This is a genomic window from Paenibacillus mesophilus, assembly GCF_005938385.1.
GTDB classification, from domain to species: Bacteria; Bacillota; Bacilli; order Paenibacillales; family NBRC-103111; genus Paenibacillus_AB; species Paenibacillus_AB mesophilus.
Map to the genome: position 1 here is coordinate 38147 of NZ_VCRA01000030.1, position 18177 is coordinate 56323.

At 57.1% G+C, this 18177-nt stretch carries 13 protein-coding genes; 10 read left to right on the forward strand and 3 right to left on the reverse strand.

The genetic code is table 11. The features are described 5' to 3' along the window. Positions 1-35 precede the first annotated feature (35 nt). A complete protein-coding gene (locus FE783_RS31295; RefSeq protein ID WP_138883333.1) occupies positions 36-968 on the reverse strand; it encodes an ArsR/SmtB family transcription factor in 933 nt (310 codons plus the stop codon). 175 nt (positions 969-1143) lie between these two features. On the opposite strand from FE783_RS31295, the gene FE783_RS31300 reads away from it, so the two are divergent. Both FE783_RS31300 and FE783_RS31305 read left to right on the forward strand, forming a co-directional pair. Next, positions 1144-3909: a glycoside hydrolase family 2 protein gene (locus tag FE783_RS31300; RefSeq protein ID WP_138883334.1), complete on the forward strand. Its 2766-nt coding sequence runs from the start codon at positions 1144-1146 to the stop codon at positions 3907-3909. A 489-nt stretch (positions 3910-4398) separates the two neighbouring features. Continuing rightward, positions 4399-6999 (forward strand): glycosylhydrolase-like jelly roll fold domain-containing protein, encoded by a 2601-nt coding sequence (locus FE783_RS31305; RefSeq protein ID WP_138883335.1) that lies wholly within the window; start codon positions 4399-4401, stop codon positions 6997-6999. A 289-nt stretch (positions 7000-7288) separates the two neighbouring features. Here the strand turns inward: FE783_RS31305 and FE783_RS31310 are convergent, their stop codons facing one another. Next, positions 7289-7675 carry a bleomycin resistance protein gene (locus FE783_RS31310; RefSeq protein WP_138883336.1) on the reverse strand — a complete coding sequence of 129 codons (387 nt, stop codon included), beginning with the start codon at positions 7673-7675 and terminating at the stop codon, positions 7289-7291. 213 nt (positions 7676-7888) lie between these two features. Between FE783_RS31310 and FE783_RS31315 the strand changes: the two genes are divergently transcribed. Further along, a complete protein-coding gene (locus FE783_RS31315; RefSeq protein WP_138883337.1) occupies positions 7889-8728 on the forward strand; it encodes an AraC family transcriptional regulator in 840 nt (279 codons plus the stop codon). Between the two features lie 468 nt (positions 8729-9196). Here the strand turns inward: FE783_RS31315 and FE783_RS31320 are convergent, their stop codons facing one another. Further along, positions 9197-9733, reverse strand: a complete 537-nt coding sequence (locus FE783_RS31320; protein WP_138883338.1) for a PadR family transcriptional regulator — start codon at positions 9731-9733, stop codon at positions 9197-9199. A 205-nt stretch (positions 9734-9938) separates the two neighbouring features. Between FE783_RS31320 and FE783_RS31325 the strand changes: the two genes are divergently transcribed. The 7 genes from FE783_RS31325 to FE783_RS31355 all read left to right on the forward strand — a co-directional run bounded on the left by FE783_RS31325 (position 9939) and on the right by FE783_RS31355 (position 18172). Then, positions 9939-10388 carry a hypothetical protein gene (locus tag FE783_RS31325; RefSeq protein ID WP_138883339.1) on the forward strand — a complete coding sequence of 150 codons (450 nt, stop codon included), beginning with the start codon at positions 9939-9941 and terminating at the stop codon, positions 10386-10388. Between the two features lie 163 nt (positions 10389-10551). Beyond that, a complete protein-coding gene (locus tag FE783_RS31330) occupies positions 10552-11703 on the forward strand; it encodes a Gfo/Idh/MocA family protein (protein ID WP_138883340.1) in 1152 nt (383 codons plus the stop codon). Positions 11704-11716: 13 nt separating this feature from the next. Beyond that, on the forward strand, positions 11717-12886 hold the full coding sequence (locus FE783_RS31335) for a dihydrodipicolinate synthase family protein (RefSeq protein WP_138883341.1): 1170 nt from the start codon (positions 11717-11719) through the stop codon (positions 12884-12886). Positions 12887-12946: 60 nt separating this feature from the next. Continuing rightward, a complete protein-coding gene (locus FE783_RS31340) occupies positions 12947-13768 on the forward strand; it encodes a sugar phosphate isomerase/epimerase family protein (protein WP_138883342.1) in 822 nt (273 codons plus the stop codon). 96 nt (positions 13769-13864) lie between these two features. Continuing rightward, positions 13865-15079, forward strand: a complete 1215-nt coding sequence (locus FE783_RS31345) for a Gfo/Idh/MocA family protein (RefSeq protein ID WP_238403330.1) — start codon at positions 13865-13867, stop codon at positions 15077-15079. Between the two features lie 350 nt (positions 15080-15429). Beyond that, positions 15430-16446 carry a LacI family DNA-binding transcriptional regulator gene (locus FE783_RS31350; protein ID WP_138883344.1) on the forward strand — a complete coding sequence of 339 codons (1017 nt, stop codon included), beginning with the start codon at positions 15430-15432 and terminating at the stop codon, positions 16444-16446. A 376-nt stretch (positions 16447-16822) separates the two neighbouring features. Then, positions 16823-18172 carry an ABC transporter substrate-binding protein gene (locus FE783_RS31355; RefSeq protein WP_158302146.1) on the forward strand — a complete coding sequence of 450 codons (1350 nt, stop codon included), beginning with the start codon at positions 16823-16825 and terminating at the stop codon, positions 18170-18172. Positions 18173-18177 lie beyond the last annotated feature (5 nt).

Consider the following 18177-nt stretch of genomic DNA (forward strand, 5'->3'; position numbering starts at 1 on the left):
GATGCATAAGAACTCCTCCTTTGAGATTGTGCATGCTACCGCTCGCTGCTTCTCACGAACGACAGCACGATATCTTGCGGATGATCCCCGAACCCGGAGCCGAACAAGTTGAGCCCGCCCTTATTCGCGGCATCTTCGCTAACTTCGAAGCGGACGCGGATCGGTTCGCGGTAGTGCAGGCCGAGCATGTCGAGCGTCGTCTCCGCTCCCGGGGAGCCGTTAAGAAAGCAGCCTTCCTTCGTTACTTTCCATTCGACGAGCGTGCCGTATTCGGTGCCGTGAAACCACCGGTCCGGCGTCAGCTTGCCTTTGCGGTCGCCGAAATCGCCCGGGCTCGTCCATGTTCCCACGAGCAGATCGTTCATGTACAGCGAAATATCCGACGGGTAATCCATGCGGAAGCTGTTCGCCTCGGAGCAAACCTCGGCCTTCAGCCTGAGCTCGTCGAGCGGTACGCCCGGTGGCATCGGATTGGCAAAATAATATTCGATGCTTCCTGTACCCGAGAACCAGAGCAGCGACGCCTCCGTCCGCTCCGGCATGTAGAAGACGCGCGGATCGTCGATCGAACCGAACAAGGAGCCGTCTTTACCCGCCATCCCGCACGGCGGCTGGACTCGGCAGTTCGAATACATGCCGATCGGCATATGGATTTCTTCCAATCGGTGAAGTCCGTCTCCGGGCTTGATGGGGAGCTCCAGCAGAATCGCTTTGCAGGTGACGGAGCAAATTTTCTCCCGGTTCGCCCCCGGAGTGGAGACGATGAGCTCGGCCTGCTCGAGCATTTGCACGTTGATCGTAATCGTCGGCTGGGCGACTCCGAGCGCCTCTGCGAGCTGGCCTACGCTCATCGGCTTGTCGCCGAGCGCCTCCAGGATGCGTACGCGCAGGTCGCCGGATAACGCTTTGGCCACCTCGGTAATGCGCGAAGCGGGATACCGGATCAGTTCCTGTTTGAAATCGCTCATACGGTTCTTCCTTATCGAGAAATGATAGGTACAGTGTACACCAAAAAACGATTATTGTAAAAACGAAATGTACATTGATAAAATAAAATATTATAAAAACATAATATACATTGCATGTATTAAATGTATGCAGTAGAATGGGTGTGAAATCAAGAAGAAAGGTCGTGTTCACCCGATGGAAACCCCCATCTTAACGAAGTCCGAGGCGGGCATTCCCCGGCCCGAGCATCCGCGTCCCGATTGGGAACGAGCGGATTGGCTCAATCTGAATGGTACATGGTCGTTCCGGTTCGATCCGGATAACGTGGGTATCGGACAGCTGTGGCACCAACATCCGGAACAACTGGAGCATCCCGAATTCGGCTTGCGCATTACGGTGCCGTTCTCGTGGGCCAGTCCGCTCTCCGGAGTGGGGCGCAACGAGAAAGGCATCGGCTGGTACAGGCGAACCGTCCGATGGACGCCCGCCAAGGCCGGTTCGAGGCTGTTTCTGCATTTTGGCGCCGTCGATTACGATTGCGACGTTTGGGTCAACGGCGAGCATGCCGGATCGCATACGGGCGGCTACGGCGCTTTCGATTTTGATGTCACCGCGCTGTGGCTGAACGGCTCGGACAACATCATCGTCGTTCGCGCGGAAGACAACGATCGCGCCAGCCAAGCCCGCGGCAAGCAAGGCTACGGTGAAATCCGGGGCATTTGGCAGCCGGTGTGGCTGGAAGCACGATCGCAAAATTATGTGAAGGCAGCGAAATTCATAACCCAGATCGACGGGCAAGTGGAAGTAACGGCGACTATCGAGGCGAACCGGCCAGGGAAGGCGGAGCTGGATTTCCGTTTCGACGGTGGAAAGGTACAACATCGCGCCGAGCTTGAGCTGACCGAAGGCCGGAACGAAGCGAAGGTTTGTTTCACCGTCGACGCTCCGCGGCTCTGGAGTCCGGATACGCCGCATTTATACGAGGGAGAGGTGCGTCTTGCCGGCGACGGCGGTGAAGATATCGTCCGCACGTATTTCGGCATACGCGAAATCGGGACCGCCTTGTTTGGCGACCGGGACTATCGCTGGATTACGCTGAACGGCAAACCGGTCTACTTGAACGGCACGCTCGACCAATCGTATCATCCGACCGGCTATTTCACTTATCCGACGGATACGGAGATGCGGGAAGAAATTTACTTGATGAAACGGCTCGGCTTGAACTTCGTCCGCATCCATATCAAGCCGGAGGAGCCGCGCAAGCTGTACTGGGCCGACAAGCTGGGCATTCTCGTCATGGAAGACATGCCGTGCTTCTGGGGCAACCCCGACCAGGAAGCCCGCGAGACGTACGAGCGGGAAGCGCTTGAGACGATTGAACGGGATTTCAACCATCCATCCATTTTCTCTTGGGTCATGTTCAACGAGACGTGGGGCTTGAAGACGGACGACGAGGCGCCGGACCAGACGAGGGACTGGATTCCCGCCAAGCAATATTTGCCGCAAACGCAGGAATGGGTGCGCCATATTTACAAGTGGGCGAAAGTGATCGACCCGACCCGGCTCGTGGAGGACAATTCGGCCTGCAACTACGACCATGTGGAATCCGATCTCAATACATGGCACTTCTATATGAACGGGTACGAGAAAGTGAAGGGGCATATCGCCAAAGTCGCCGATCAGACGTTTCCGGGCTCGGCGTTCAACTATTGCGGCGGCAACGTCCAGAACGGCGCCCCTTTGATGAACAGCGAGTGCGGCAACGTATGGGGCATCGAAGGCGGAGCGGGAGACAGCGATATATCTTGGCATTACCGGTATATGTTGAACGAATTCCGCCGCCATGACAAAATATGCGGCTTCGTCTTCACGGAATTCCGCGACGTCATCAACGAGTTCAACGGCTATTACCGGCTCGACGGCTCGGAGAAACGGTTCGGCTACGAATCGTTCGTGCCGGGCATGACGATCGCCGATCTGCACGCCGCGGATTTCATCGTGATCGACGCCCCGCCCTGTCAGACGGTAGACGCAGGTACCGAAGCGATCCTATCGATTATGCGGTCCAGCTTCTCCGACCGGCATTTCGGGAAGCGGCTCCGGCTCGTCTGGGAACTGTCCTATGACCATTTGGGCGTAAGAACGGTTGCGGACTGCGGCGAGGTCACTCTGGACTGGGACGGCTACGGCGTGTCTCCACTTGAACCGCTTACCGTCAAGCTGCCGGCGCTGGATGCCGTGGCCGTGCTGGCGCTGCGTCTCGCGACGGAGGAAGGCGAAGTCGTATCGCGCAACTTCACGACCTTCGACGTGAGAGGCGGCAAGCCCGGATCAGTCGGCGAAGGGGCGGCGCGGATCGTCAGTACGCCGGTAGGCGAATTCGCTGGCCACACGTTCCCGCACCAATGGCAAGCGATTCAAGGCCACAAAATAAACGGCGGGCCGGAAGGCCGCTTCGACTACGAGATCACGCTGCCGGATCGGAAGGAGCTGGCCGTTATCCATAACGTCGAGATATGGTTCGAGGCGGGCGCGAAACGGCTGCTGATCCGCAACGTCGAAGGAGGAACGTACGTCAAGTCGGAAATCTCGTTCATGCACGGCGCGGACCCGAATACGGAACGCAATCCGAACACGTATTACATGACCGACGAGGAATGCCACGAGTCCCGTCTGCAAGTGCTGATCGACGGAGAGCCGGTCGAGTCGTTCGTGCTTCCGGACGATCCGGCGGACAGCCGCGGGGTGCTGTCGTGGCATTACCAGCCGGTCTCGAACAAGCTGGACGAGGCGGGATCATACGGGTATTTGTGCAAAGTAGCCGTTCCCGGCCGGATCGCGGCCAAGCTGGACCAAAGTCGCAGGCTGACGCTCTCGCTGCAGGCGGATGCAGGCGGTCTGGCACTGTACGGCCGCAATGCCGGGCGGTATCCGATCGACCTGATCGTTCGCTGCGAATAAGCGGGTTTTCGCGGACAAAGCGGCGGCATGGGAGCTTCGTTTCAAGTTCGTAAAAGAAGAAAGGAAGAACCAGTTCCGCTATTGGCCTTGATCGAGGCGAAAAAAGGGGGAAACGGAACAATGAGTTCCTCTATTTCGGGAAAATCGCCATTTTCATACTGAAAAAGTGAGGAAACGGAACTGAAAGTTCCTTTACTCTCGTTTTCCCGCCCTTTCCCGGGCAATAGCGGAACTCAAACTTCCGCATCCACAGGCTGCGCGGCCGTACACGATGGCCGGCGCGACGCACCCATATGGCTTACGTAAATGGATAGTCTCGCAAATCCTCAACAAGGATTGGACGGCAAGCCGTCAGCCAAGCCCGGACAGCAGCTTCTCAAGAATGTCCGAAACGGCTATCAACAGGTCCGCATCGCCAATAGCGATCCGGGCTTGTTTTCTTATATAGTTAAGGCTGAAACGAAGCTCTTCCAAAAGGGGAACATAATCATGAAGCCAGGCAACAATGCCGCCGCGATCGATTCGCTGAAGAAGCAGTTCATCGAGCCGGACGACGAATTCTCGCCGCTGCCGTTCTGGTTCTGGAACGGAAGCATGAACCGGGATGAGATTATCAAGCAAATTCGCGATTTCTCAAGCAAAGGGGTGGCGGGGTTCGTCATTCATCCGAGGCTCGGCATGAGCGAATCGACGCCTTATTTATCCGACAGCTATATGGATTTGGTGGAAGCGGCCGTGGAGGAAGCGGAGCGGCTCCGGATGAAAGTGATCCTGTACGACGAAGCGATGTATCCTTCCGGCTCGGCGATGGGCATGGTGGCGAAGGAAAATCCGGCCTTCGCGAGCCGCGGGCTTAAGCTGATCGAGATGCCGTGCAACGGTGGCGAATGCACCGAGTTTGCCGTGCCGATAAAGGAAGGAGAGACGCTCGTATCCGCCCAGGCGGTCGTGAAAACGTCCGATCGCGCGTTCGATCCCGCCAGTATCGTTCTGCTGGAAGCAGAACGAGGTTCGGTCAAGTTCACTCCTCCGGATAACCGAAGCTGGGCCATTCTGTTATTCGTAGAGACATACTCCAAAGGGGTGATACGCGGCGTTTATTTCGGACAGGACGATGTCGATCCCGATGCGCCGCCGTCGGCGGACCTGCTGAATCCGAAAGCGACGGAAACGTTCATCCGGTTGACGCATGAAGCTTATTACAGGAAGCTGAAGCGGTTTTTCGGAAGCACCGTAATCGCGATGTTCACGGACGAGCCGAACATCATGGGACGCGCTCCTATACGCGGTTTGAAGCCATGGACGGACGGATTTCTCGCATACGCCCGGAGCTTCGGGCTCGAAGAGAAGCAGTTGCCCGCGCTATGGCTCGATGCCGGGGGCCGGACCTCGGAGGTGCGCGCCGCCTATGCGAAGGCGGTCAACGCGAAGCTGGCGCACAGCTATTACCGTCCGCTTTCGGACTGGTGCGCGGAGCACGGCATCCAACTGACCGGGCATCCCGGCCATAGCGACGAGATCGGCCTGCTCGAATATTTTCAGCTGCCGGGGCAGGATATCGTCTGGCGCGTCGTCGAGCCCGGAGAAGGCAAAGGACTGCACGGAGCGGACAGCACGCTAGGCAAATGCTCCTCGGACGCGGCGCGCCACCGCGGCAGAAGGCGGAACTTGAACGAATGCTTCGGAGCTTGCTTCAAAGCGGGTATGGGCTGGTACTTTACGGCGGACGAGATGAAATGGTACATGGACTGGCTGTTCGTCCGCGGCGTCAACATGCTCGTGCCTCACGCGTTCTACTATTCCATCGAAGGTAAGCGGAGAGACGAGCGCCCGCCCGATGTAGGGCCGAATAGCATCTGGTGGCCTCACTACCGGACGATCAGCGACTATATGAAACGGATGAGCTGGCTCATGACGGACTCCGTAAACGCCGCCCGGGTCGCCGTTCTGTGCGAGGAAGACCGGATGCCTTGGGAAATCGCCGTACCGTTGTATGAGCATCAGATCGAGTTCAATTATTTGGAAGAGCGTCTGTTCGCGGATAGGTGCGAGCTCCGCAACGGCGCGGCCCGCATCGGGGAATACGGCTACCCGGTCATAGTGGTCGACCGTCCGGAACGGTTCGCGGATAAGACGAGAGCACGGCTGGCCGAGTTTGCGAAGATAGGAGGCACGGTCATCGTCGCTTCGGAGGCGCAAGCGGAAGTAGAAGCAGCGGTCGCCGTCGCGTCGAAGGCGCAAGCGGAAGCAGGCGCCGCATCGGCGGCGGTGCCTGTGACGGCTTCGACTTCGGCGAAAGGAATAGGCATCGCCGCTGACGGCCGGGAGCTTCCGGCGGCGCTGGATCGACTGCTCCCCCGCGACGTTACGCTCGTCCCGGCTTGCCCTGACATTCGCAGCAGCCATGTCCGGAAAGGGGACGTTCACTTCTATTTGTTCGTGAACGAAGGCGAGGAGCGCTGGGAAGGAACCGTCGAGCTCGGAACGGCCGGCTTCGCGGAGAAATGGGACCCGTGGGAAGGGAGTGCAGTCGCGCAGCCATTGCTGCCGTCGGCGAGCTCCGGTAAGTCCGCTGTTGTTCCTCTGGAGCTGGAACGAAGAGGGAGCGTCATCCTTTGCATCGATCCTTCCCGGCCGGCGGTCGTGTCCGAGCCGCCCGAGCCGGATCGGGTTATCCGCACGGTCCGGCTCGATTCGGGCTGGAGCGCGATCGTCCCCGGTACGGAAGCTGGGAGCGCAAGGCCGGTCGGGCTCGGCTCGTGGACCGCATGGGAAGGGATGAACCACTACTCCGGGGAGGTCGTTTACGAGAACGAGCTTCATCTGGAGCAGGAGGAAGCCGGAGCGGGCCGGGTCATCCGGCTCGACCTGGGGGACGCGGAGGAAATGACAGCGGTCGAGCTGAACGGAGTGCCGCTGGGCGTCCGGTTTTGGAAGCCGTACCGTTATGCCGACGTTTCGGCGGCGGTCCGGCCTGGCGCGAACAAGCTTCGCGTTACTGTAACGAACAGCTTGGCTAACGCATACAACGGAGCCTCCTTACCGTCCGGCTTGTTCGGACCGGTAACGGCGGACATCCTTGAGATTTAAGTAATTCGACGAGAGCCCCCTCCGGCAACGGTAGGGGGCTGCAATTTTGGCGTTGAACGAACCAAACTTCACTGTTACGGAACTCAATTTCGCTAATCGCTTGCAAGACGGGCGAATTCGGCATATAGCGATCCAAATTTCGTTAATACTGAACTTAAGGTTAGTAATAGTTACTTCAGGTTCACTGTTCCACCGATTGCCGGTTAGCAGAGCCCAATAGCGCAACGAGGTTCACAAATAAGCAAATTAGATTCATTGTTCGCTGAAATGCCTTATATTAGCATCGCTGTTATTCCGATCCGCCGAAAGCGATCCGGTACCCGTTCAAATCGCGGATCGTAAATTCCTTCCACCAGCCGTCCAACGCGGAGTGGACGATTTCGGCGCCTTTGCCGGCAAACTCCTCCCGCAAGCCGAACACTCCCGCGGCATTCGTGTAGCAGAACGCATCGAAGTAAAGTCCGCCTTCCGCGGACGACGGAGGCCTAATGTCGCTCGGATTCCGGGCCGGATGCAGGATGAAGCATACGCCGTCTCTCGATACGTGGGAGTGCCCTCCGATCGATTCGTGAACGAATCCCAAATGTTTGTAGTAGTTTACAGCCGCCTGCTCATCCACGACGAGCATGACCATCGACGGTCCCGATAAAGGTTTTGTTCCTGAAACTTCCGCCATTCGATATTTCTCCTTCGCCTCTAGGATGGTGGTTACACCCTCTTGATGCCGATTGACGATCGATTCCTGACAAACGGCGCGAATTTTTTTCTGCATCCCCGGCCGGCTTTCCGGTATAATCAGAAACGACAGGCATCTGGTGGCTCCCCCGGAAGTAATAGGAATATTAGTTGCGAATGATACGAGACATGTTCCACGGATGGAGGTTGCGGCATGACGATCAAATGGATCGACTTGTCTCCGAATCATATCGATATATACGAGCAGAAGCATATGGGCGGCCATCTCGTATCCGAGCACCATCATCAGACGCATCAGCTGCTGTTCGTGCTCGAGGGCGAAGGAACGATCCGACTGGACGGGGAAAACCGCGAGCTGGCCGTCAACGATACCGCGCTCATCGTTCCGTTCTCCGTCCATTCCGTCAAGTCCGATTCGAGGCTGACGCTGCTCGTGCTCGCATTCGACGAAGCGGCGCTCGATCCGGAAATGGCCGAGCAGCTGCTCCGCACCCATTTTCAAACATCGGTCCTCATGAAGCCGAATATATTTACGGGGAGCGAGCTGCGTCAAATGCTGCGGAAAATGCTGTTCGAGCAAACGAAGGAGCCTTCCGTACTCGGCAGGCTGTCGCTCAAAATCCAGCTGTCGCAGCTGCTGCTGTCGCTCGCCCGGTCCGTCCAAAGCCCGGCGGGAGGGACCGGCTCCAATCGGCTCCGCGCGGAGAAAATCCGCAGCTATATCGATTCGCACTATTTCGATCCGCTGACGGCGGTGGACATCGCGTCCAAACTCGGCATCAGCACCCGGCACGTGAACAACATTTTCAAGGAGCGGTACGACATGACGCCGATGCAGTATTTGACGGAGGTGCGCATCCGCCTCGCCCAGAAGCTGCTCGCGGAAACCGGTAAAGATATTATCTCCATCTGCTTCGAGGTCGGATACGACTCCGTCTCCACGTTTTACCGTTCGTTCAAGGCCGTCGCGAAAATATCGCCGAAAACCTACAGGGAGCTCAATACGTCCGGGCAAGCGGAATATGCGGAATGAGATGTTCAAGTTAGTCTTCTTCGTATCGGGGCGGGTGGGCGCTGGGGCTGGCGAAAGCTGGCGGGGCGTTGAGACAAAATAGCGGCTGTTTGTGACTCTTATAGGATCACATTGCGGTGTGGGGACGATATAGGATTATTGACCATTTGATTAGAATAAGGGTCCCAAATCGCTCTTATTTGGGGAAAAAAACCGGTTTTGGACAAAATAAAGGGTAGAAAGTGAGGTTGTTGAAAAAGTCTGCAAGAGAGGAAGCGGTGAAGGCAAGAGGTGGGGGAATGCGCTCCACTTCCGTTAAAATCATGTTGTTTTTTGAATTTTCAGCGGTTACAACCCGATTTTAAAGTCAGCCGCTTCGCTTTACGCACATCTCCCCCACCTCTTTTTGTGCTCCAACACTCTCTTTAGACTTTTTCAACAACCTAAGAAAAGGCTCTTATTCCAAGCCGATGATTGTACTAGGGCAGATCACTTCCGCCGTTCGCTGACAGACGATTTTAATAAAGCTCCGATCGTCTCCTTCAGCCAGTCGCGGTCGCATTGCAGCAGGGCGATCCGGTGGCTGATCGACAGATCGACGCCATGTCCGTGTCCGTGACGGGGGACGGACCCCAGCACTGCGAGCAGCTGCTCCGTTCTCTTCAGTCTTTCCGCCAGCAGCGCCAGCGCCTCCGAAGCGGGGAGATGATCGATGAACATAAGGCCGATGTCGCCGGAAGGCGTTACATTTTCCACGCTCGACAAGACGCTTCGCAGCAGCTCTTGAAATCTGGCTTCCCCGCGCTCCGTAATCGAGTACATTTGCCGGGGCGGCCGATTCCCCTCCTGTTCCACGCTCACGTCGACACAGCCGGCTTGATTGAGCCTTTTCAAGATCGCGTAGGCCGTCGCCTTCTTCATATCGGAAACCTGCCCGAGGTTGCGTTCGATAAATTCGTTGATCTGATAGCCGTGCTGGCTTTGTGCCATCAACAAGCCCAATACGAGCAGCTCGCGTTCATCCATGATGTTGATCCTCCTTGCTTCGTTCATCCCCATTATAGTAACTTTGACGGGAAGATCAAAAATTTGATAACCTACTCATGTATTATTAATCACGCGTGACTATAGGCGTGCTCAAAATATCCGGCATGCCGCGCCATCGGCGCGAACCGGGTGAAATGTCCGTCGGTACGGTTCGGCGGACCGTCTACAGTGCGGAGGAGGTTTTATGATGTACGGTTTTTGGCTGTTCATCCATTTATCCGGGCTATGCGTCTGGCTTGGCTCGCTCGTTGCCGTCGGCATTCTGCTCACGGCCATGAAGAAGCAAATTCATTCCGCCGATGTGGGAGCGCTGGTCAAGAAAACGGTCCGCACGTTCAATTTCCTTACGCATCCGAGCGCCTTCCTCGTTCTCGTGAGCGGTGTCCTCATGCTGCTCCAGATGGGACTCGGGTCGGACAAACCGTTCTGGATGATCTACATGGAGCGGGTCGGAGGCATGGTCATTCTGCTGTTTATCGTCGTCATCTCGATGATGGGAAGACGCATGGTGAAGCGGATTTCCGGCGGTGTCGCCCATACGGCTTCGTCCTCCATCACCTCCTACGTGACGGGGCTCGCCGTCAGCTCCGCCTTCGTCTTGTCGATTATTTTCGTCGTCAGCGGCAAATATTAACGTTCGATTCCGTGGGCGCCCGATTGTAGGGCGCTCTTTGTTTTTAAGCGGCCAAGTTTCGAATTCGCTTCCGAAATTAAGAATCGTCTTCCCGGAGTTGTAAGAAAAGCGCTTTAGCTTTCGATACAATACGGGTATACGAACGACGAAGGGAGCAATGAACATGGCAGTGCGCAATATCGGAATTATTATGAACGGGGTAACCGGCCGCATGGGGACGAACCAGCATTTGATCCGCTCCATCTTGGCCATTCGCAATCAGGGAGGCGTCGCGCTTCCGGGCGGGGACGTCATCATGCCGGACCCGATTCTGGTCGGCAGACAGGAGAACAAGCTGCAGGCGCTTGCCGCAGCGCACGGAGTCGCCCGTTGGAGCACCGATCTGGAGGCATGCCTCGCCGATCCTTATAATGAAATTTATTTCGACAGCCAAACGACGGTTCGCCGTGCGGAAAGCATCAAGCAGGCGATCGCGGCAGGCAAACATATTTACTGCGAGAAACCGACGGCCGTCGATCTGGAAGGCTCGATGGGGCTGGCCCGCATCGCCCGCGAGGCCGGGGTGAAGAACGGCGTCGTGCAGGACAAACTGTTCCTGCCCGGTCTGTTGAAATTGAAGCGGCTGATCGACTCCGGCTTCTTCGGGCGCATCTTGTCCGTACGGATGGAATTCGGCTACTGGGTGTTCGAGGGCGATTGGCAGCCGGGGCAGCGGCCTTCGTGGAACTACCGCAAGGAAGACGGCGGCGGCATCATCGTCGACATGTTCGCGCACTGGCGGTATGTGCTGGACAACCTGTTCGGAGAAGTGAAGTCCGTCTCTTGTCTTGCAGCCACCCATATCCCGAAACGGCTTGACGAGCAAGGCGTTCCTTACGATTGTACGGCGGACGATGCGGCTTATGCGACGTTCGAATTGGAAGGCGGCATTATCGTGCAGGCGAACTCATCCTGGGCGGTGCGCGTCGACCGCGACGACTTGCTGACGGTAACGGTAGACGGCACGGAAGGCAGCGCCGTGGCCGGCTTGCGCGATTGCAAAGCGCAGCACCGCGTCAATACGCCGAAGCCGGTATGGAACCCGGACATTCCGAATCCGTTCAAGTTCCGCGACCAATGGGTGCAGGTGCCGGACAACACGACGTTCGATAACGCTTTCAAGGTGCAGTGGGAAATGTTTCTGAAGCATATCGTCATCGATACGCCGTTCCCGTGGGATTTGCTCGAAGGCGCGAAAGGCACCCAGCTTGCCGATCTCGGGCTACAATCGTGGCAAGAGCGCCGCTGGATCGACGTACCGAAGCTGAGCTTGTAGGGAGGGAGCCATTATGGCAAAAACGCTGCTCCTCCCCCGCGCGGGGGGAGAACTGTACGAATATACGCCGGGCAAAGCGGCATCGTTCTCCGTGCCGGCGAAGCCGTTCACAGGCCGCATCGCGTTCTCGGCCGCACATGTCGTCTGCGATCCGTTCGCGGACGCCGATCCGCTGCATCAGGCTCAGATCGATTGGAACTCGACGCTCTCGTACCGCCATCACCTGTGGTCGCTCGGCCTTGCCGTAGCGGAGGCGATGGATACGGCCCAGCGCGGGATGGGGCTCGACTGGAACCGCTCGAAGGAGCTGATCCGCCGTTCGATCGCGGAAGCGCGTTCGGTAGGAGGGCGCATCGCCTGCGGAGCGGGAACGGACCATTTGGCGCCCGGACCGCACGTGACGCTTGAAGCCGTGGAAGCGGCTTATGAAGAGCAGGTCGGCTTCGTCGAAGGCGAAGGCGGACAAGTGATTCTCATGGCCAGCCGCGCCCTTGCCGCATGCGCGAAAGGGCCGGAAGATTACGAACGGGTATACGGCCGCATATTGGGACAAGTGAAGCAGCCGGTCATTCTTCACTGGCTGGGCGACATGTTCGACCCGGCGCTCGCGGGGTATTGGGGCTACAAGGACGATTTGGACGCGGCCATGGACGTATGTCTACGCGTGATCCGGGCGAATGCGGACAAGGTGGACGGCATCAAAATATCGCTGCTCGACGCCGGCAAAGAAATCCGGATGCGCCGGCTGCTGCCGGAGGGCGTCAAGATGTATACCGGCGACGACTTCAACTATCCGGAGCTGATCCGCGGCGACGAGCAAGGATACAGCCACGCGCTGCTCGGCATATTCGACGCGATCGCGCCGGCCGCGGCGCAAGCGCTTCATGCGCTGGATGCGGGGGATATGGACAGCTACGAAGCGATCATGGAGCCGACCGTAGCGTTGTCGCGGCATATTTTCCAGAAGCCGACTTACGCGTACAAGACGGGAATCGTATTCATGGCTTATTTGAACGGCCGCCAGTCGCATTTCCGGATGATCGGCGGCGCGGAAGGCTCGCGCTCGATCGTCCATCTGGCGGAGCTGTTCGTGCTGGCCGACCGGGCCGGGCTGCTTGCCGATCCGGAGCTCGCCGTGCAGCGGATGAAGCCGGTGCTGGCGCTAGCCGGAATCAAGGGCTGATCGGTAAATTTAGTATTGCCAGTTAGTCCCTTTTGAAGTACATTACGGGAGGGAAGCATTGTGGAGCCTCTACTTTCCATAGATAGACTCAGCCTGAACCAGATTACGACGGACCGGCTGAATATGCGGGAAGCGGTCGATGTGACCGTCCGCGCCGAAGTGCCTTGGATCGCCCTATGGCGGCATAAAGTCGCCGAGGCGGGTCTCGCCGAGAGCAAGCGGCTCGTGCGCGACGCCGGGCTGCGCGTATCCAGCCTGTGCCGCGGCGGATATTTTCCGGCTGCGACGGCGGAAGAGCGCAAGATGCGTCTCGACGACAACCGCCGCGCCGTCGAGGAAGCGGCCGAGCTCGGCACCGACGTGCTTGTGCTCGTCTGCGGCCCGGCGCCGGACCGCGACATCGATTTCGCCCGCAAGACGGTCGAGGAGGCGATCGCCGAGCTCGCGCCGTTCGCCCGCTCGCACGGAGTCAAGCTCGGCATCGAGCCGCTCCATCCGATGTATGCCGCGGAGCGGTCGGTGATCAATACGCTGGCGCAAGCGAATACGCTTGCCGAGAAGTTCGACGCCGATCATGTCGGAGTCGTCATCGACGCCTTCCACGTATGGTGGGACCCGGAGCTGTACGCGCAAATCGAACGGGCGAAAGGCCGCATTCTCGGCTTCCACGTCTCGGATTGGATCGTACCGGTACCGGATCTGCTCATGGGCCGCGGCATGATGGGAGACGGCGTCATCGAACTGCGGCGGATGCGTCATGCAGTGGAAGCGGCCGGATATGCCGGCGCCATCGAAGTGGAAATATTCAACCGGCAAGTATGGGATATGCAAGGGGACGAGGCGCTGGCCTTGATCAAAGAGCGTTACTTGGAGCATGTGTAAAGTCCCAACTGTTAGTGAAAAAGAATGAATGTTTGCCCGGACAGCCCAGCTATCCGGGCAATAGCCTATTCGGTGCGGAGGAGACCGCTAGTGAATATGATTCGATCTGCGATAATTGGTATCGGGGGATTTGGCGCACAACACGTCAGGGTCATGACAGAGCTGGCCAAGGAAGGTCTGCTGCAAATTGTCGCTTTCGCGGACGTAAGAGCGGAAGCCTATGCCGAGGAGTACGCCAAGCTCACGTCGTTTGGTGCCGCGCACTACTCGGATTATGAGCAGATGCTGAGCGAGCATCCAGAAATCGATTTCGTCGCGATCGCCACCCCGATTGCGGCCCATAAGCCGATGTGCGTGCGCGTCATGCAGCTAGGGTTCCATGTGATCGTCGAGAAGCCGCCGGCCGTGACGATCCAGGATTTGGACGAGATGATCGCCGCACAGAGGGCTACCGGCAAGCTGTGCCAAGTGAATTTCCAGAACACGTCGGGCCGGGCGTTCCGGGAGATGCTGGGTCAGCTTGAGTCGGGCGCGATCGGACAAGTGACGCACGTGACCGGGGTCGGCATGTGGAAGCGTCTGCGATCGTACTATGAGAGAACGCGCTGGGCCGGCAAGCTTCTATGCGACGGCCAGTACGTGCTGGACGGGACGTTCAACAACCCGCTCGCCCACTTGCTGAACAATTGTCTGATCGCAGCGGGAAGTGGCGATGCCTATCGGGCGGAGCCAAACTCCGTGCAAGCCGAGCTTTATCATGTGAACGACATCGAAGGCGACGACGTATCCGTTCTAAGGATCGGCACGGCAACCGGTGTACAAGTTCATTTTTACGCGATGCTGGCCCATCATGACAGCGAGGTGCCTTTCATTTCCGTCAAGGGGACCGAAGGGGAAGCGCGCTGGAACTATCAGAACAAGCTGACGATCGCCGGCCGTGACGGGGAGCACAGCAAATCTTTCGGGAACGAAAACCTGGTGCGAAACATGTATTTGAACCTGATGCAGGCGATCTCCGGAGGCGGCGAGCCGCTCTATTCGCCGATCGAAGCGTGCCGCAGCTTCGTGCTCGCCTCGAACGGGGCATACGAATCTTCGGGCGCCGTTCGCCCGATCCCGATGGAGTACGTGGTGGAGCAGGCGGAAGAGAACACGACGGTCCGTCTGCTGCCCGGATTGTCGGACGTTATGAAGGACGCAGCCGAGCAAGGCAAGCTTTATTCCGAGTACGGCCTGCCTTGGGCGACGTCCACGAAACCGTTCAAGCTGGACGGCTACTCGCGGTTCGAGCTGCCGGCCGGAATGATTTAGTTTTAAGATAGGCCGCCCTCTTGCCTTGGAGGCTGCTGAAAAAGTCTGCAAGAAGGGAAGCGCTGAAGGCAAGAGGTCGGGGAATGCGCTCCACTTCCGTTAAAATCGTGTTGTTTTTGGAATTTTCAGAGGTTACAACACGATTTTAAAGTCAGCCGCTTCGCTTTACGCACATCTCCCCCACCTCTTTTGGTATTCCAACTCTCGCTTAGACTTTTTCAGCAGCCGCCCTTGCCTTGAGGGCGGTCTTTTTTTGCGATGACGATCGGGGGCGTCGCAATGGGTGCATAAGTGACCGAAATGCATTATAGTATACGTAGTCGTCATTATCCCGAAAAGAGGCCGTACCGATGAGAATTACCGTCAAAGATATTGCCAAGCTCGCCGGCGTCACCCAACCTACCGTTTCCAAAGCGCTGAACAACGAGCCGGGCGTAAGCGAAGAGACGAGAATACGTATTCTGAAAATAGCCAAAGAGCTGAACTACGTTCCGAATTTGGCCGCGAAACGGCTGGTCACGCGTCAATCCAACTGTATCGGACTCATCTGGCCGAGAACCGAAGGGTTGTTTTATTATCATCTCTGTCACGCGATTCAAAGGGAAGTATCGGCCCGAGGGCTTACGTTTCTAATATCCGTGGCCAATCCGGCCGTGGCCGTGCATACGTTCAACGAGCATTTTGTCGACCGCATTCTGTTCTGGGAGTCGTCGAACTGGGTTCCCGACATGCCGTTCATGAAGGAAATGGAAGCGTTCCAAGGGGAATTGCTGCTGATGGGCGGAGCGACCCTGGAAGGAGCTCACCGGATCGACATGGACCGGAAGCGAGGCATATACAAAGCGGTACAGCATTTGGCGGAGCTCGGACACCGCAAAATCACGTTCATCGGAAACGCGTCCGACAAGATGAGCGGATTTATGCAAGGTATGGTCGAGTTCCAGATGGAGCACCACCCGGATTATGTCCTTCAGCGCGAAGGGCGCATTTTTCCCCATCAGGCGGTGGAGGCGCTGCTGGCCCGGCCTGCGAAGGAGCGTCCTACGGCGCTCATTTTGGACAGTCAGGGCGCTCTATTCCAAATGCTCAAATGGTTTCGAACTTATAAAATAAGCATCCCGGACGATCTGTCGCTGATCGTGTATGATGATGTGCCCGAAATGCAGGAGCTGCTGGACGTGCCGCTGACCGTCGTCGGTCCGAGTATCGCCCGCCTGGCCTCGTGCGCCATCGACATATTGGCGGGCGATGCGGCCGACAAGACGGCGGCCGAGCAGTCCGAGGGACAGACCGTATCCCGAAGCGCGAATGTATTGATCGAGCCGGAGCTCGTAGTGCGACAATCCGTAAAAGCGATTACCGGGTAATTCCATGGGGCTTCCGCTGTTCTCAGGGCGGCGGAAGCTCCGTGGAATTTTTTTGTTTACAAGTTAAGAATACGTATAATATAATGATCCCATAGTTGAAAACAAAGTCCGTTATGTCGCTGTTTATAGCATGAGAAATCGGATTCTTTTTATCACTAGAAAGAAATCGATTTCTACGAGCGGTGCGACAACCGCGAGCCGTTATGGAGGTGAGGAACGAAGCGACCGGCCGAATATAGTCGGGCTGCCGCGAATGATCGTCCGATTTTGCAGTGAATAATGAAAACGGTTACTGTTCATGCATGCACGAAAGCGTAATAGCAAAATGTCGAACGAGTCCGGATTCCATTTTCTTAACAGATCAGGAGGGGTTGTTTTGCAAAAACGAAAGCTTACAGTTACGTTGAGCCTTGCCCTAGTATTGGCCATGATGGCTAGCGCGTGCGGCAAAGGCGATGCTTCCACGACCGAGAAAGCCGGAGAGGCGCCGAAGGAGCCGAAAAAGAACGCGGCTACGGAGCCCGCGGAGCTGACATTTTTCACGATGGGCGGAGAGTCCCAGGACAGCTTCAACGACCGGTACGGCAACGCGATCCGCAAGCAGTTCCCGAACTATACGATCAAATATATCCGCAGCGAGAAAGGCACGACCTTGCCGGAGCTGATCGCCTCCGGAACGAAGATCGATATTTATTACGACTCGATCGGCAACTTCTCGGACGGCTTGTTCGGGTATCAGATGCAGTACGACATGTCCGATTTGATCAAGAAGTCCGGCATCGACCTGACCAAGTTCGAGCCGACGCTGATCGATGCGATGAGAGAAATATCCGGTGGCAAAATGTACGGCTTGCCCGTCTACAACACGAACCTGATCCTGTTCTACAACAAGGCGGTGTTCGATAAATTTGGAGTAGCGTATCCGAAGGACGGCATGACCTGGGACGAAACGCTGGAGCTGGCCAAGAAGCTGAACCGCAAAGACGGTGACAAACAATACCTCGGTTTGTCCGTATCGCCTACGCATATGCTCCGGATGAACCAGTTCTCGCTGCCGTACGTCGACACGAAGACGAACAAGCCGATTCTCGACAACGAGAAGTGGAGAAAGGTGTACCAAACGACGATGATCGACCCGGCGCAGGACCAAGGCTACAAGGACCGCATTACGGAGCTGAAAAACGCCCTTCCTTACCGGGATGCGCTCTTGAAGGACCAGACGCTCGGCATGTTCGTCTTCCTGTCCGCAATGCCTTTTACCGTAGCTGAGGAAATTACCCCGCTGAACTGGGATATGGTTTCGCTGCCGACGTTCAAGGAGCTGCCGGGCGTAGGCTCGCAGGCGTATCCGACTTACTTCAGCATTACGTCCATGGCCGGCAATAAAGATGCTGCGATCGAGGTCATGAAGTTCTTGACATCGACGGAATATCAGACCGACCTGTCCAAGAAGGGTACGATGCCGGTTCTGAAGGACGAAGCGATCATTAAAGTGTTCGGTCAGGATACGAAGTTCAAGGGCAAAAACTTTAACGCCGCCTTCTACAACAAATTCGCCCCGATATCGGCCAAAACGATCTATGACGTTACGGTCGAGAAATCGTACACGAAACAAATCGGTCTCATGGCGAAGGGCGACATCGACATCAACACGGCGTTCCGCGCTGCGATCGAGGAAGCGGAGAAAGGTATTGCCGAAGTGAAGGCGCGCACCGGGGCGAAATGATCTAT